At 55.1% G+C, this 16,852-nt stretch carries 14 protein-coding genes; 9 read left to right on the forward strand and 5 right to left on the reverse strand.

The features are described from left to right. Positions 1-94: 94 nt before the first annotated feature. Together H7846_RS02505 and H7846_RS02510 are read right to left on the reverse strand one after the other, a co-directional pair. Positions 95-718 (reverse strand): GNAT family N-acetyltransferase, encoded by a 624-nt coding sequence (locus H7846_RS02505; protein ID WP_186694982.1) that lies wholly within the window; start codon positions 716-718, stop codon positions 95-97. A 62-nt stretch (positions 719-780) separates the two neighbouring features. Beyond that, positions 781-1,320 (reverse strand): DinB family protein, encoded by a 540-nt coding sequence (locus H7846_RS02510; protein WP_186694983.1) that lies wholly within the window; start codon positions 1,318-1,320, stop codon positions 781-783. 182 nt (positions 1,321-1,502) lie between these two features. Here H7846_RS02510 and bla point away from each other — a divergent pair, with 182 nt between their 5' ends. From bla to H7846_RS02530, 4 genes are all read left to right on the forward strand, one after another. Next, a complete protein-coding gene (gene bla / locus H7846_RS02515; protein WP_255460800.1) occupies positions 1,503-2,381 on the forward strand; it encodes a subclass B3 metallo-beta-lactamase in 879 nt (292 codons plus the stop codon). Between the two features lie 110 nt (positions 2,382-2,491). Next, a complete protein-coding gene (locus H7846_RS02520; protein WP_255460801.1) occupies positions 2,492-3,355 on the forward strand; it encodes an inositol oxygenase in 864 nt (287 codons plus the stop codon). A gap of 442 nt (positions 3,356-3,797) precedes the next feature. Beyond that, positions 3,798-7,292, forward strand: coding sequence for a TonB-dependent receptor (locus tag H7846_RS02525; RefSeq protein ID WP_186694984.1), 3,495 nt, complete (start codon positions 3,798-3,800; stop codon positions 7,290-7,292). A 91-nt stretch (positions 7,293-7,383) separates the two neighbouring features. After that, positions 7,384-8,523, forward strand: a complete 1,140-nt coding sequence (locus H7846_RS02530) for a phosphatidylinositol-specific phospholipase C1-like protein (RefSeq protein WP_186694985.1) — start codon at positions 7,384-7,386, stop codon at positions 8,521-8,523. Positions 8,524-8,572: 49 nt separating this feature from the next. On the opposite strand, the gene H7846_RS02535 is transcribed toward H7846_RS02530, so the two are convergent. The 3 genes from H7846_RS02535 to H7846_RS02545 form a co-directional block, all read right to left on the reverse strand. Beyond that, positions 8,573-9,325: a LytR/AlgR family response regulator transcription factor gene (locus H7846_RS02535; protein WP_186694986.1), complete on the reverse strand. Its 753-nt coding sequence runs from the start codon at positions 9,323-9,325 to the stop codon at positions 8,573-8,575. After that, positions 9,325-10,386: a sensor histidine kinase gene (locus H7846_RS02540; RefSeq protein ID WP_186694987.1), complete on the reverse strand. Its 1,062-nt coding sequence runs from the start codon at positions 10,384-10,386 to the stop codon at positions 9,325-9,327. The genes H7846_RS02535 and H7846_RS02540 overlap by 1 nt, the downstream gene beginning before the upstream one ends. A 547-nt stretch (positions 10,387-10,933) precedes the next feature. Further along, entirely contained in the window at positions 10,934-12,061 is a 1,128-nt protein-coding gene (locus H7846_RS02545; protein WP_255460802.1) for a cellulase family glycosylhydrolase, read from the reverse strand. Positions 12,062-12,296: 235 nt separating this feature from the next. Here H7846_RS02545 and H7846_RS02550 point away from each other — a divergent pair, with 235 nt between their 5' ends. The 5 genes from H7846_RS02550 (at position 12,297) to H7846_RS02570 (ending at position 16,844) form a co-directional block, all read left to right on the forward strand. After that, positions 12,297-13,388 carry a ComEC/Rec2 family competence protein gene (locus tag H7846_RS02550; RefSeq protein ID WP_255460803.1) on the forward strand — a complete coding sequence of 364 codons (1,092 nt, stop codon included), beginning with the start codon at positions 12,297-12,299 and terminating at the stop codon, positions 13,386-13,388. Between the two features lie 42 nt (positions 13,389-13,430). Beyond that, on the forward strand, positions 13,431-14,285 hold the full coding sequence (locus H7846_RS02555) for an IclR family transcriptional regulator (protein WP_186694988.1): 855 nt from the start codon (positions 13,431-13,433) through the stop codon (positions 14,283-14,285). 212 nt (positions 14,286-14,497) lie between these two features. After that, positions 14,498-15,757, forward strand: a complete 1,260-nt coding sequence (locus H7846_RS02560) for an efflux RND transporter periplasmic adaptor subunit (protein ID WP_186694989.1) — start codon at positions 14,498-14,500, stop codon at positions 15,755-15,757. Positions 15,758-15,786: 29 nt separating this feature from the next. Continuing rightward, positions 15,787-16,497 (forward strand): ABC transporter ATP-binding protein, encoded by a 711-nt coding sequence (locus H7846_RS02565; protein WP_186694990.1) that lies wholly within the window; start codon positions 15,787-15,789, stop codon positions 16,495-16,497. Between the two features lie 2 nt (positions 16,498-16,499). Beyond that, positions 16,500-16,844, forward strand: a complete 345-nt coding sequence (locus H7846_RS02570; RefSeq protein ID WP_186694991.1) for a hypothetical protein — start codon at positions 16,500-16,502, stop codon at positions 16,842-16,844. The last annotated feature ends 8 nt before the right edge of the window (positions 16,845-16,852 follow it).

Here is a 16,852-nt window from a genome sequence, read left to right on the forward strand (position 1 = left end):
GCCGGAAAATCGCGGCACGTGCCGTATGAAGCATCGTTCGAGCTTCTTTTGGAGCTATGGTCCAGGCGATAAACGAAGTCGGCGGAAAAGAGTGTCAGGATTCCTTTGCCTCACGCCACATAAAGCGATTATTGAGCCCGAAGATTGCTTCTTGTGCAATCACGTTGAATCCTTCGGACTCATAAAGCCGCACGTTTTTGTCGACTTCGGCTTCGAGGTAAGCAGGGACATGGTCCTGGTCGGCCTTCTCGAGAAACGCACGCAGTAAGGCTCTTCCGATGCCGCGTCCTTGAAATGCTGGAAGGATGCCGAGAGGGCCGATATGCCAATGGGGCTTCTGCGGATCGTACTTTACCCAGGTGCCGATAAGCTCCATCGCTTTGGGCATGGAGGTCCCCAGGGCCTGATACATGGCTGGCCCTGTACTTTTCTGTTCAGCAGCGTCCATTTGGCAATGGGGCCACTGTGCAGCGTTGAGGACTCCAGCGATCTGCCCGGAGATCTCTGCGACCAGCACATAGCTGTATCGCCGGCCCAGCTTGGCGAAGTTCGCTATCGCGTGCATTGCGTGTTGCGCCTTTGCGGTATCGCCGTTGGTGATCGCTCCCATATTCGGGTTATCGGCAAAGGCCAAGCTAATGACGTTGCAGGCTGCTTCCAGCTCGCCCGCAAGCATCGGGCGGATGGTGATGCTCTCCATCGTTTTCTCTCTGCTCATCTCCTACTTCGATACACCAACCAACAGTTCGATTCAAGGAGAGGTTTTCCTCAACGGAAGGTTTATTTGACTCCCTTCGAGGGGTCCCACGATCCCTGTTCCTTCCGGACGAAGACGATCTGCCCGATGTGGTAGGCGTTGTGGGTTCCAACGTGGGCGATGAGCGAGGCGTTTTTTGCGATGGTTGCGTCATCGGCTGCTTCGACGGCCTTCTCCCAGTCGGTCATGACCTGGTCGAATTGCTTGACGAGATCATTCCACTGCTTTGGGGTGAAGTTATTGAAGGTCTCGTCGTTGTTTCCATTGAACTGAGCGGTCTTCTCGCCTTTGAAATCCATGAGAGCGCGCTTATCCCAGAAAACGAGGTGATAAGTAAGCTGGCCGACAGAGTGGTTGCCTTTGCCGTCGGTCCATTTCGCCTGCTCGGCGGTGAGGCCGTGGATGGCGGTATTGCCGGAGGCGAACCAATCCTGGGAGTTGTGGGTGGTGCGAAGCTGCTCTAACAGGACGCCTTTGAGGGTTGTCGGTGGCTTTGGCGCAGGCGACTGTGCTGCGGCGGCGAATGTGAAAAGACAGATCGCAAAGCTGAAGACGATTTTCATGCAGGGGAGCCTCCTCGGAAGAACGAATGCGCCTGCTAGTGTAGGAGTTTGATAGGAATTCGGGAAATATAGCGTGGTCGTTTTCGCTAAATATTGTGACGAACGGCGCAGGTACCGAGAAGGGCACTAGATGTACTGATGTTCACAGAAAAATCCTCCAGGAAGAGTGCCATGCTTTGCGCATGACCCGGTTGAACTCTTCTACGCGCTTCCATTTTTTATCCGTACTGTTTATGTTTGCCGTTCTGCTGGCGGGGAAGGCAGTGGCTCAGAATCCCGAATGGACAGAGCCGTTTCCTCCGCATCGCATTGCAGACAATCTCTATTACGTGGGGAGCAAGGACCTGGCCTCGTACCTTGTGGTCACACCAGAGGGCAATATCCTGATCAACAGCAACCTTGAAAGTTCGGTGCCGCAGATCAAGGCGAGCGTTGAGAAGCTCGGGTTCAAGTTCAGCGACACAAAGATCCTACTAATTAGCCATGCACACTTCGATCACGACGCTGGAAGCGCCACGATCAAGCGGTTGACGGGCGCGAAATACATGGTGATGGACGCCGACGTTCCTGTGGTGGAGGACGGGGGAAAGAGCGACTTTGCCTATGGCCGGGATAAGCGCAATTGGTACAAGCCTGCGAAGGTCGATCGAGTTTTGCATGATGGTGATGAAGTCCGTCTGGGTGGGGCCATTCTGGTGGCACACAAAACATCCGGACATACAAAGGGGTGTACGACCTGGACGATGCGGGTAAACGATAACGGGAAGACAGAAGATGTGGTGATCGTCGGGAGCACCACCGTAAATCCCGGATACAGGCTGGCGAAGAATCCAAGCTATCCCGGTATTACGGCGGACTATGAGAAGACCTTTCAGACCCTTAAATCCTTGCACTGCGATATTTTCCTGGGAGCCCATGGCAGCTATTACGGGTTGGAGGAGAAGTATGCGCGCCTCAAAAAGGGCGACCATGAGGCATTTGTCGATCCAGCCGGATATACGGCGTTTATTGCTGACCGGGAAAGGGTTTTCCGCCAGGAACTAGCTCGGCAGTTGCGATAACGAGACAGGCAGCAGATTTTTTGCAGAAAGTTATCGTTTCCGCTTGCCAACCGTTCTCTGGAGGGCCTATAGTTACCGCTAACTAAGTGCTGCGCCCGGAGGAATAGAAGATGGCCGTCACAACAGTCGCACCGAATGCTCCCCTTGGAAAAGACATGGAGGAGTGGGACGAGTTTTTGCAGGGCCGCTACCAGGAAGGCAAGAGCCAGGAGGAGTTTCGCCAGTACGACGAGAAGGCGAACCCCGGAGTAGCGGAGTTCTACCGGCTGAACCACCATCACCAGACCTTTGACTACGTGATGGGGAAGGAAAAGGAGTACTTCAGTCTGAAGAAAGGCAAGAAGTCGATCTGGGAGGCGGCCGAGTTTTTGAACACGCTGGTCGACGACAGCGATCCTGATACAGATCTTACCCAGATTGAGCATCTGCTCCAGACCTCGGAGGCAATTCGCAAGGATGGCCATCCTCGCTGGTTTGTACTGACGGGCTTTGTCCACGATCTCGGCAAGGTGCTATGCCTGTACGGCGAGCCTCAGTGGGGCGTGGTGGGAGATACCTTCCCGGTGGGCTGCGCATACTCGGACCAGATTGTGTTTCCGGAGTACTTCAAGGCGAACCCGGATTACAACAACTCGAAGTACAACACGAAGTATGGCATCTACGAACCCAATTGCGGTCTGGACAACGTACATATGTCGTTCGGCCACGATGGGTACATCTATGAAGTGATGAAGCCGTACCTGCCGGACTCGTCGCTGGCAATGCTGCGGTATCACTCGTTCTATGCCTGGCACCGTCATGGAGCTTACGAGCACCTGATGAACGAGAAGGACAAGGAGAGCTTGCACTGGGTCAACCAGTTCAATCCGTATGACCTCTACTCCAAGGGGCATACCAAGCCAAATATGAAGGAGTTGAAGCCTTACTACGACGACCTGTTCGCGGAGTTCTTCCCCGAAAAGATCGACTGGTAAGCGCTGCGCGTCCGTCTACAGTCTCAAAACGGTATCCTGAGAGTCCCGGGTATTTGTTGAAGCCCGGGACTTTTTGCGTTTGAGAGAAGAGTTACCGCTTATTTACCGGAGATTTACAAAGAACCGGCATGATGGATTCATACGCTTTTTTCGGCTATTGCGAGCTCTGTTCAGGTGGTCAGCGTTTCCGCTAAATGATTTTTATTTTCAAGATAAACACTTTATTCAAATCTATTTACCATGTGCATTCCGATAATCCAAGTTATCGGTAACGTAAAGTATTTTCATTGACAGCGATCCAACGCAGTCAGTAGTGTTTTGCCGGAACCTCAAAAAACAGAGCTGTCGCTTTGGGAATAACAGAGACAGACACAGACATAGCTAATGGTTCGGCAAAAAACCTAACCGACGGGAACAACAGGTGATGCAAGAGAGGCACATCATGACGACACAGATCGAAGAACTTCGATTCCCTCCCAGGAATCTTCAACAACCAATCCAACGGATACTCGGCTTTAAGACAAAGGCGCTATTAACTTTGATCGCCGCAGTATGGTTCGTGCTCGGTGGAACCGCAGCGTGGGCGCAGTTTGAATCGGCCTCGGTGCTTGGTTATGTCAAGGACAGCTCCGGAGCGGCCGTTCCCAGCAGCAACGTCACCCTAACGAACGCTTCAACCGGAATCCAGCAGACCAAGGCGACGGACTCCGAAGGAAAGTTTGAGTTTGCCAGCGTTCAGCCGGGCAACTACCAGATCACCGCTGAGGCCCAAGGCTTCAGCCGTGCCGTGACAGAGACCTTCTCGGTATTGACCAATGCCCGTCAGCGCGTCGACGTAACGTTGAAGGCCGGTTCGGTTTCCGAAGAAGTTACAGTTACCTCGGCAGCGCAGCTTCTGGACACGGAGACCAGCTCGCACTCGACGGTCATCGGTACCAAACAGGTTGAAGACCTTCCTCTGAACGGCCGCTCGTATGCGGACCTGGTGCTGCTGGTTCCGGGTGCACGCAAGTCGCTGCTTGAGAACACGACGACGTCGAGCCGCGAGGGTTCGTTCAACATCAACGGTCAGCGTTCGGCCTTCAACAACTATCTGCTCGACGGTCTGGACAACAATAACTACGGCACCTCGAACCAGGGCTTCGCCAACGAGAATATTCCGCCTTCGCCGGATGCCGTCAACGAGTTCCGCGTTGAGACCAACAACTACTCGGCTGAGTACGGTCGCAGCCCCGGTGCCGTGATCAACGCATCGGTCCGTCGCGGCACGAATCAGTTCCACGGCCGCGCCTGGGACTATATTCGCAATACCAATTTCAACGCTATTGGACCGTTTCTGGCTACTGGTGCCACCAAGCCCAAGTTCATCCGCAACCAGTTTGGCGGAACCTTCGGCGGCCCTATCTGGAAGGACCACACCTTCTTCTTCGCCGACTACGAGGGTGTGCGGCAGATCTTCAACAACGCCAACGCTACCTCCACGCTCCCCTCTAACAACCAGCGCAACGGCCTGTTCTATCTGAACGACGATACCTCAAATCCGAACAACGCCATTCCGCTACAGAACCCGATTACCGGCAAAAAGTACCTGGGCCAGATTCCGACTGCGGATATGACGCCGTTCGCACGCGCTGTTATTGGCGCCTTGCCCACAGCTAACAACTCGGCCATCCTGTCCAACAACTTTGCCATCACTCCTCGCGGCATCATCAACGACGACAAAGGTGACGGCCGCGTCGATCACACTTTCAACGACCGCTGGACCGTTTTCGGCCGCTACAGCCAGCATCAGGGCTATATCTTCGATCCTCCCAGCATCCCCGGACGCGCGGGCGGAAACTCGAATGGCAATGTCAACATCAAGAACAAGAACATCGCTGGTGGTGTTACCTGGACGATCGCGGCCAACAAGCTGCTCGACATCCGCTTTGGCTGGTCGAAGAACGAAGGCGGCAAGTTCCCCATCGGCCAGGGACAGAGCTCGCTGCTGGTTGAGAACGGAATCACTGATGGTCTTCCCACCGACCCGCTCGTTGTCCGCTCGTTGAACGCGCAGTCAGTCACCGGTTATTCGCAGTTTGGAGCACAGCCGTCGAACCCTCAGTTCCAGAATCCAACAATCTACAACCCGAAGGCCAACTTTACCTGGATCAAGAGCAAACACTCCATGAAGTTCGGCTACGAGTGGCAGGCCGTCAACACGGTACTGAACGACTTCAATCCCAGCTATGGCCAGGACAACTATCAAGGCCAGTACGCAGCTGATAAGTCAACCAACGGCGGTAACCCGGTAAACACCGCCATAGCCGGTGGTGCGCCGTCGCTGAATTCGCAGCTGCAGCAGGCGCAGAACCTTGCCGACTTCATGTTCGGCAACCGTTCTGCCTACTCCATCACCACCTACGCTGTCGTCAACCTGCGTCAGCGGTACAACTTCATGTACTTCCAGGACGACATCAAGGTGTCGCCCAAGCTGACCATCAACGCCGGTCTACGCTATGAGATCGTCACGCCGCAGTATGAAAAGGACAACCGTCTCTCGAACTTCGACCCGGCGACCAAGTCGCTGATCCACGCTCGCAACGGCGGCATCTACAGTCGTTCACTGGTCAACACCCCGCTGAACAACTGGGCTCCTCGCTTTGGCTTTGCCTACTCGGCTGACGATAAAACGGTCATCCGTGGCGGCTACGGTATCGTCTACACGCAGTGGAACCGTGCCGGTGGCGAGAACAACCTCACCTATAACGGACCTGATGTCGTCAACGCAAACATCTCTCCGCAGGTCGCTCCGACAGCAGCATCGCTCTGCCAGAACGACACGCAGCTGCAATCCTCCTGCTTCCGTCAGACCCAGCAGGGCTACGCGTCGAACCTGACCACCGCAGCCTACTTCAACCCGTTGAACGTGCTCTCACGCTACATTCCGAAGAACTTCCAGACTGGTTACGTGCAGCAGTATCAGTTCGGCGTTCAGCGCCAGTTGCCCTATGGCATCACGGCTGACTTGGCTTATGTGGGCAATAAGGGCACACACATGCAGATTCTGGCCGACTACAACCAGGGCACTCCCTGCCGCGGTACCGGTTGCGCTACGACCTTGCAGCCTCGCCGTCCGATCTCGAACTTCGCCGGCATCGAGGTGGCATGGGGCGGAGGTTCAGCTAACTACAACTCGTTGCAGTTCAAGCTCGAGAAGCGTGCATCCAAGGGCCTCTACCTGCTGAACTCCTTCACCTGGAGCCGCTACTTCGATATCTCCTCGGGTCACCTCGAGACCTCGAACGGCGACACCTCTCGCGTCAACTTCGCCAACCCCAGCCGCGACTACGGCCCGGGAGGGTACGATCAACCTCTGGCCGACACACTCTCCATCGTTTATGACCTTCCTTATGGTCACGGACATCGCTGGGGTGGATCCTCGGGTCGCCTGATGAACACTGTAGTCGGCGGATGGCAACTTACGCTGATCAACACGATGACCAGCGGTTTGCCACTGAACGTCACCTACTCGCTCTCTAACTCGAACCCGATGTATGTCTCGGATCTGGTTAACTACCGTCCTTACCGCGTAGCTGGCCAGCCTCTCTACGGCAAGACCAAGACCAAGACCGCAACAGCCCTATCGGGTTACTTCAACAACAGCGCCTTCCTGCTTCCCACTGATTCGTCGATCAGCTCGGCTGATCCTTGGGGTAGCGCATCCCGTAATCTTGCACGTTCCAACGCCTTCTACCAAGCCGACCTCGGCCTTCACAAGGCATTTCCACTTTGGAACGACACGTCAAACTTCGACTTCCGGGCCGAAGCTTTCAACGTGCTAAACAAAGTCAACTATATGGGTGCCAACACCACTTTCGGTGGTTCGAGCTTCGGCCAGATCACTACCGCATTTCCGGCACGTCAGCTGCAGCTTGCCGCGAAGATTATCTTCTAACGGGCTGCACGTTTTCTTCCTGCGGCGCCGTGTCATGATGAACGGCGCCGCCGTTTTTTGCAGATAGACTCGAACCATGAGAGGAGCAACGATGTTTCGAAGCGCACTAACAGTTATGGCTGGCACTGCAGTTTTCACCGCTGGTGCCGCAATAGCGCAAACGACACAAGCCGCGCAGGACAAGATCGTGAAGATTAACCAGATTCAGGTGATCGGATCGCATAACAGCTACCATGCCGGGTTTGCTCCCAGCGAGCGGAAGTATCTGGAGATGAAGAATCCGAAGGCACTGCGTTCGCTCGATTACATTCACGCTCCGCTTCCTGCCCAGCTCGATGGTGGTGTACGTCAGATCGAGATCGATGTCTTTGCCGATACCAAAGGAGGGCGTTATTCGCATCTGGCTATTGATGATGCGGCCGTCAAGGCAGGCCTTCCTGCTGATCCTAACTTCGATCCCAATCACGAAATGGACAAACCTGGATTCAAGGTCATGCACATCCAGGGCGTCGATCAGCGGAGCACCTGCCGCACCTTTATTCTCTGCCTCACGCAGGTACGGGAGTGGTCGAAGAAGCACCCACAGCACCTTCCCATCTTCATCCTGGTCGAGACGAAAGACGATGAGAAAACCGAGCCCGGCAGAGTCCCGACGGAGCCGTTTACCCCACAGGTCTTCGATGCTCTCGATGCAGAGATCCGTTCGGTTTTTCAGCCCAACGAGATCATCACTCCCGACGACGTGCGCGGCAATGCCACAACCCTCGAAGCCGCCGTTCTGGCAGGCCACTGGCCGACGCTGGAGAAAGCACGGGGACGCGTCCTCTTCCTGATGGACCAGCATAAGGCCGGGCCGGCCTATACCCAGGGTCATCCTTCTCTCAAGGGGCGCATCCTGTTTACGAACTCCGATCCGGGAAAACCGGATGCTGCTTTTGTTGAGCAGAACGAAGGTACTCGTGAAGCCATCGATGCTCTGGTGAAGAAGGGCTATCTGGTTCGTACACGCTCCGACGAAGGTACGGAAGCCGCACGCACGAACGATACAAGACGGCGCGATCTGGTGCTAAGCAGTGGAGCCCAGATGATCAGTACCGACTATCCTCCCGCGGAGCCTTCGCAGTGGACCTCTTACGTTGTGAAGTTTCCTGACCATTTGGTGGCTCGCTGCAATCCGGCCAACAAGCCTGCTGGATGTGTCGACCAGTTACTTGAGCCCGCTCACAAATAAATCAGGCTTCATGCCACTGGCATGAAGCCCATAGATCTGCTGGCTGGGGTTAGCGCTCCAGCCAGTTTTTTATGCGTGAGCGATAGGTGCGGCTCATCGGAATCTTTTGACCATTGACCAGATGGACACCATATTCGCCATCTACCTCGGGTCGAACCTCTTTGACATATTTTAAATTCACGATAGAGGAACGATGGACGCGGAGGAAGACGTTCGGGTCCAGCTTCTCTTCGATGCGTGTCATGGTTTCCCGCAACAGATGAGATTCTGTCTGTGTACAGATGCGAACGTAGTTTTCTTCTGCGCCAATCCAACAGATCTCCGAGACGGGAAGAAACAGGATGCGCCCCTTCGATTTGAAGACGATACGTGTCGTATAGGGTGACCCATTCGGGTTTTTTGGTACAGTGGCGTTCGGATTCTGCTTCACGGCTTTGATCTGATCAAGCGCGCGCTGCGTGGCCGAGCGGAAGCGCTCCAGGGTGAAGGGCTTCAGCAGGTAGTCCACAGCATGAATCTCAAAAGCGCGCAGGGCGTAGCGATCATAGGCCGTCGTAAAGATGATGCACGGCATGGTGGGGGCTCCGGCTGCCGAGAGCTGACCCACGACATCGAATCCATCCATATCGGGCATCCGGACATCGAGAAAAAGGAGATCGGGTTTCGTCGCGCGCACCAGCTCGATTGTTTCGGCTGCGGACGCACCTTCCCCTACAACATCGATCTCGGGAAACTCACGTAACAACTGGCGAAGCTTTTGCCGTGCCAGTACCTCATCATCTGCCAGGACTGCCTGAATCATCACGCACCGTATCCTGTTGGCTGTATCGCTGCATGTTCTGCAAAGCGAAGCGGAAATGTTATGACGACCTGTACCTGGCTTTCATCAATCTCCTTAATCAAAAGCGAATGATGATCGCCGTAATGCATCTTGAGACGGTCCCGAACATTGGCCAAACCAACTCCTCTGCCGGGAATTCTTCTTGCAGGCTGAATCCCTACTCCTGAGTTCGTCACGCTCAGGCGAAGAGCCGAACCTACCGGGATGGCTTCAATTGCGATCGTGCCATGCGAGCTGATCCGCGAAAGCCCATGTGCAAATGCATTCTCTACGATGGGCTGAAGGATCATGGTCGGAACGATGGCGTCGTGCACATGGGGATCGATATTGATCCTCTGCTGTACGCGCCCGTCAAACCTGCGACCCTGCATGGCCAGGTACATCTCAATGAACTCCATCTCATCGCTTAATGGGATGAACTGCGACTCCCCGCGATGCAAGGTAATACGCAATAGCTGGCTCAGTTGTTCCAGCATTAAATCTGCGGCAGCCACATCGGTCCTCATCAGGCTGGAGATACCGTTCATCGTATTGAACAGAAAATGCGGATTCAGCTGCATTCGCAGTGCCCTCATCTGTGCCTGAAGCAATTGAGCCTGTAACTGCGAGGCCATACGCTCTTTCTCGCGATAACTCTGGTAGTAACCAATCCCGCGAAACAGAAAGAAGGCAGACCAGAAGAGCACCAGGCTGTCGATCAACTCAACATCGAGATGGAACAACAGCCGTTGCAAAAACGGCATCGGTGGTCTTCCCATCGGCAGTTTTGGAAAGAGCAGAACCCAAATCACCTCCTCCACCACACTGGCCAGAAGGCTCAATGGGAAGAAGAGACACAGAATGGTTTTGAGGTTCGCGGTATTGATCCGCGATCTCAACGTCCACCATAAAATCCAGCACAGGACTCCCCAGATGAAGTACTGCACTCCCCAGGCCTCTGCCAACAGGCTCAGTTTGACATGCTCATTCCACGAGCGTGAGTAGATCCATTCCTGCAAGGCGAACAAGAGGCCAAGCGACACTGCTCCTGAGATAAAGAGGAGCGGATGCATCACCAGAGGCTGGCCGGTTTCGTTCTTCCAACGCTTGAAGGTCAGGGGCGTAGTCCTCGATCTTTCTTCTCTACACCAACCGTCCCAGTTGCGCTTTCATGCGCTCAACAAAGCTCATTGATCGCAATCCTGAGTCGCGGAAGATTGCGGCTGATCGCAGAAAGAAGTGGAATGGCTCGAGGGGAGATAGACCACTGTCGCGAAGAGCAGCAGAGAGATCAGGATGGATTGTTTCAGAGATAGAAAACGCATCGCAAATTCCTCCGGACGAATCAGCAGCAGCCCAAGTCGAGCCTTTATAAGACTCGCTGTTTGTTCTTTTACTCTTAAAAATAGATCGGGCCCGGTTAATGCATGGACGTAACAGAGTATCGCTCTGTCATCCACGATCTCCTGGAAGAAGGCAGTGTTTCATGGCAGAAAAGGCGTTCTATATCGTCAAAAATCGCTGTTCGTCACAATTTTCTGCCGTTCGTCACAAATCTAGCTATCTTTAGCCCAGATACTAAAAGCAATTTTATTGCGCTGGGGTGAGGATTCCCACGCCTCGGCCGGTAAGTTCATGGATCAACTCCACTTCGCGTTGGCGATAAGGGCTTCCGTCCTGACGAAAGACCTCGTGGAACCAGATTGTCGGCTGAGAAAGAACATAGGGATGCTGCCAGGAGTCCCAGGGAAAGTAAGTCTGGGTTTTTCCTGCCACAAGCCCCCAATTAATGGCCGCTACGTTTAGTTTTTTCGCGAGAGGGAGAATTGTGTCGAAGGTACTGCCACTCCCTCTCGCCATGTATTCGGTGCATAAGATAGGGCGGTGCAGCGGCTCAAGCGATCGAACGCGGGCTTCAAATTCTTCAGGCCAGCCATAGTTATGGAAGGTAATGATGTCGCTTTCGGCGAGCTGAATTTTCGTCATCGGCGATTCCTTAGCCGGATCACTCCAGTCGCCAGCCCATACGCCGCTGGTGAGCGGTTGAGTCGGTTGAGCGGATCTCGCCCACGCAAAGACCTTCGGGAGCAGAGCGGCTACGAGCTCGGGCTTGTTCTTCGGTTCCTGAAAGCGTCCGCCGTTGGTATTGTCTGGTTCATTCCACAGGTCCCAGGCGAGGACACGGTCGTCCTTTCCAAAGGCAGAGACAATTCCGACGACATACTCCTTGAGCTTGGGCTCGTAAGAAGGATCGGAGAGCTCTGCAGCGCCGGGGCTCTGGACCCAGCCCGAGTTGTGGACACCGGGAATCGGCGGATGCTGAGGGCCGAGATGCGGGTTGGGCTCCCAGCAGGAATCGAACAGCACGAGAATCGGACGGATATGGTGCCTGGATGCGATTGCAAGAAAAGTGTCGAGGCGCTTGACGAACCCCTTCGGGTCCTGCTGCCAGAGCTGGTCCTGCAGGAAGACGCGCATGGTGTTCATGCCGATGGATTCGGCCAGGCCGAGTTCACGGTCGTTGATGGTTGGGTTGAAGGTCGCTGCCTGGAACATCTCCAGCTGATTGATCGCGTCCGAGGGCACGTAATTGGCTCCGACGATCCAAGGCTGGCGAGCATACCAGGCGTTGGCCTGTTCTTCAGTCCAGCGGGACTGACCCTGTGTTGTGGAGCCAATCAGAAAGGTGAGAAGAAAGGAAAGGGCAACAAATCGCATCGGCGCCATCATACGCGAATGTGGCAGAGAATACCTTTACATAAAGCCTCTTAGCGCTGCCTGAACAGAAGAAAACACTATACGAACAGCATGGAGAGTGGGATTATCTGAAGACTGCATTTTGGAAACCGTTTGCGACATACAACGATGCCAGGCCGAGGCTGGGGACTGCGTCAGAACATGGATGTCTCTGCCAGCATCGGCGAAGATAAGAGCAGGAAAGGACAGCAAACGAATGAAGTGGCAGAGATGGGTGGGCATGATCGGGCTGGTTGGGTGGATGAGTCTGGCTGGCTGGTGCCAAAGTCCCAAAGGAGTCGTCGGAAAGCTGAAGGTCTACTTCGTGGATGTGGAGGGAGGGCAAGCTACCTTATTTGTCACTCCTGCCAGTCAGTCGCTGCTGATTGATACAGGTTGGGGGGACAACGAGGGGCGTGACGCCGATCGAATTGCGGCAGTAGCCAAAGATGCCGGGCTGAAGAAGATCGACTATGTGCTCATCACCCACTTTCATGAAGATCACGTTGGCGGAATTCCACAGCTCCTTGATCGGGTGAAGGTGGGAGCCTTTATCGATCACGGTTCGAACCGCGAGGATGCGCCCGCAGCGCAGCGGGGGTATGCGACATACGAGAAGGAAATCGCTGCCAACAAGATCAAGCGCATTATCGCCAAACCCGGCGACGTGCTTCCTATCGTGGGAATGAAGGCCGTCGTTGTCAGCGCCGATGGCGAACTGATCAGCGCTTCGCTCGAAGGAGGAGGAGCAGTCAATCCCTTTTGCAAGGATGCGGAGACCAGACCAGCCGATACGACCGAGAACTCCCGTTCCCTGGGGGTGCAGATCACATTTGGCAAGTTGCGCCTGCTGGATCTGGGTGACCTGACCTGGGACAAGGAGATGGAGCTTGTCTGTCCGGCGAATAAGCTGGGCCGGATGGATGTCTATATCGTTTCGCACCACGGATGGGACCACAGCTCGAGCCCTGCGATGGTGGATGCAATCAGTCCGCGAGTGGCCATCATGGACAATGGAGAGCGCAAGGGGGGCTCAGCTTCGGTTCTGGATACCATTCAGAAATCTCCTGGGCTGGAGACGCTCTGGCAGCTCCATTTCTCCGAAGAAGGCGGCGAAGAACACAATACGGAAGATGAGTACATCGCCAATCTGGAAGGGCAGGAGAACGGCAATTTTCTGGAATTGATCAGTGCGGGGGATGGCACCTTCGATGTTTTCAACTCCAGAACCGGCAAGATGAAACGTTACGGATCTACTCCATCGCCAAGCGTTGCTCCGCATATCTCCGCACCGGACGTGAACCCGTGAAATGATCGACAGACCCTAAGGCTTTTGTTACCTTTGTGGGAAATGCGATCTGCTGCAGCTCGACCCGTAAACGTTAAACCCCAGGGAAAACGCTATTATCCGACGCCCGCGCTCGAGAAGGGGCTGGACATTCTTGAGCTCTTTGCCAGCAACCCTGAAGGGATGACTGTCAGCGAGGTGGCGCGTCGGTTGAACCGCACGATGTCGGAGATCTTCCGCATGCTGCTTTGCCTGGAGCATCGCGGATATCTAGCGCAGTCGGCCAGCAAGGATCGCTATCACCTGACACTGCGATTGTTCCGGTTGGGGCAGGAGCATCCTCCGACTAAGCGCATGGTCACCGAGGCGCTTCCGGTGATGCATGCGGTCGCTCATAAGCTGCGTCAGTCCTGCCATCTTGGAGTCCTCGATGGAGGTCACGTCGTCATCCTGGCGCAGGTGGACTCCCCGGAATCTACCGGATTTTATGTTAAGGTCGGTTCGAAGGTAGACCTGATGCACGCCGCAACGGGCCATGTCATCCTGGCTCACCAGACCCCTGATGCCTGCGAACGCGCGATCCAGGAATGGGTACGGGAGACGGACAAGAAGAAGCCCGCCGATCTGGACGATCATCTCGAGAAGATTCGCTCCCGCGGTTATGAGCGTCGGGCGAGTTATGAGGTGACAGGAGTCGTAAATATTAGCTTCCCCGTCTTGAACTCGCAGGGCAATGCGATCGCCGGACTGACGGTGCCTTACGTGAAACGGATTGAAGACACGGTCAGCGTTCAAGAGATCATTGATGCGCTAAGCGAGGCCAGTCGCCAGATCTCTGAGGCGATGGGCGCTTCGACAGAAGAGCCACTCCAAAAGCCGTCGGACGCGCCAAAGAAATCTTCCCGATCCAAGAAGTAGCACAAAGGGACCCAGGTTCTTCCCTTTGCTCGCTCTACGGCAAATACGAGGGGCGTTTTGTTCCGCAATGCTGGTCAGCGTTTAGGCGCGATAAGTGTCCGAAAGTGGACGGTTAGTTTCGTTTGCGGACGCCAGACCTCTCCGTCTCTCTTGTAAGTAATTGAAAAGACATTATTGGGAATGGCAGCGCGGTTGCGATCTGTATTGTCGCAATGGACATTCAGAGACCAGATATCAAGAAGAAGAAGGTTCGGCGGCAGTGGATCGTCGGCGGGATTGCGGTGCTGGTACTGGCGACCGCGGGTTTTTTCGTTTCCAAGCTGAAGCCGGCTGCGCCAACCGTGGATCGGGCGACGGTGTGGACTGACACGGTGAAGCAGGGGCCGCTGCTGCGGCAGGTACGTGGACCAGGATCACTGGTTCCGCGCGAGGATAAGATTCGGCTGATTCCCTCCGAGACGGAGGCGACGGTGGTGCGAATTCGTGTTCTACCGGGTGCGAAGGTCGAGCCGAACACTATTTTGATGGATCTTGTTGATCCGACCGTGCAGCAGGAGTTGCTGGATGCTCAGCTGCAGTTGAAGGCCGCGCAGACCGACCTGACCAACCTGAAGGCAAAGCTGCAGAGCGACTTGATGACCCAGAAGGCCGGAGCCGCAACCGTAAGCGCGGACTATAACCAGGCGAAGCTGCAGGCCCAGACGGATAAGTCGCTGTATGACCTGGGCGTCATCAGCGGCCTGACGTATAACGCTTCGAAGGGCAAGGCCGATGAGCTGACCACGCGCGATGAGATTGAGAAGGAACGCCTTGTGGTGAACGAGAGGGCGATTGCAACCCAGATTGCGGTGCAGCAGACGAAGGTGGAGCAGGCACAGGCGCTCTTGGCCCTGAAACAGAAGCAACAGGATGCGCTGAGCGTAAAGGCGGGGATTAGCGGCGTGCTGTCGGATATGTCGCACCAGGTGGGTGAGCATGTGGCTCCGGGAACGACGTTGGCGAAGGTTATTCAGCTGGATCAACTGAAGGCCAGCCTGAAGATCGCGGAGACGCAGGCAAGAGACATCCAGATCGGACAGCCCTCGGAGATCGATACACATAACGGCGTGATTGAAGGCAAGGTTATGAGAATTGATCCCGCAGTCGTGAACGGAACCGTGACAGTTGACGTAGAACTGGAAGGCGCGCTGCCGCAGGGCGCTCGTCCTGACCTGAGTGTGGATGGGACGATCGATCTGGATCGCATGGCTAATGTGCTGTATGTCGGACGGCCAGCATTCGGAAATGAGAACAGCATGATCAGCCTCTTCAAGCTGAGTCCGGATGGAAAGACCGCGGTACGGGTTCCGGTGAAGGTTGGCAAGGCTTCCGTGAATGCAATTCAGGTGATTGAAGGATTGCAGAGCGGGGATACCGTCATCCTTTCGGACATGAGCCGATGGGATAACACCGACAGGATTCGCCTGGAGTAACGGAAGAAGAGAGAAAAAGGAGAGAGCGAATGGCGGAGTCAATTATCGAGATCGAGCAGCTGACGAAGATCTTCTACACGGATGAGATCGAGACACACGCGCTTTCAGGCGTGCATCTACAAATCAATCGCGGAGAGTATGTGGCGATGTCAGGGCCTTCCGGCTGCGGCAAGTCGACGCTGCTTTCAATCATCGGGTTGCTGGATACACCGACCGGCGGACGCTACCAATTAAATGACAAAGAAGTGGCCAACCTGGACTTCGCCGACCGATCGCGGATTCGCAACCAGGAGATCGGTTTTATCTTCCAGAGCTTCAATCTGATTGGCGATCTCAGCGTGGCGGAGAATGTAGAACTTCCGCTGACGTATCGTGCGGGCATGCCTGCGGCCGAACGTCAGAAGAGAGTCAAAGAGTCTCTGGAGCGGGTGAACATGGCCCATCGGATGCGGCACTATCCAGCGCAGCTCTCGGGTGGTCAGCAGCAGAGAGTCGCTGTAGCCCGTGCACTGGCAGGTTCGCCTTCAATCCTGCTCGCGGACGAGCCTACAGGAAATCTCGACTCGAAGAATGGCGAGGCCGTGATGAAGTTGCTGAAGGAACTGCATGACGAAGGAGCGACGATCTGCATGGTGACGCACGATCCGCGTTTTGCCGCGCACGCGGAGCGTCAGATTCATCTGTTCGATGGCAAGGTGGTTGCGGAAGGAGAGCTAAGCCAGTTGATGGCGGAGGCGTAGTCATGATCCGTGGAGTGATCCAGGAAATAAGGCAGATCGGGTACGAGATGCCGGCGTTTACCGCAGCGTTTCTACTGCTGTTCGCGCTGTGCATCGGAGTCCGTTGCGCCATCTTCTACGAGGCGGATGGAGAGCAGCTGCGGTTTATTGCCGATCGAAACGGTGTAAGGAGCGATGTAAAGACGGACATGGAGGGAGATCCGATGCAGCGAATGTATGCGCGGGTCGAGTGTCCGGTTAAGATTCCCGGGGTCACAGTGATCGTCGGTTTACGCCAATACAGCATGGAGCTAAGTGTCCCGATTGCCAGCTTTCGCGCACTGATCCGAGATGAGCAGCGAATATAGCTTGTCAT

The organism is Edaphobacter sp. 4G125, from assembly GCF_014274685.1.
GTDB lineage: Bacteria > Acidobacteriota > Terriglobia > Terriglobales > Acidobacteriaceae > Edaphobacter.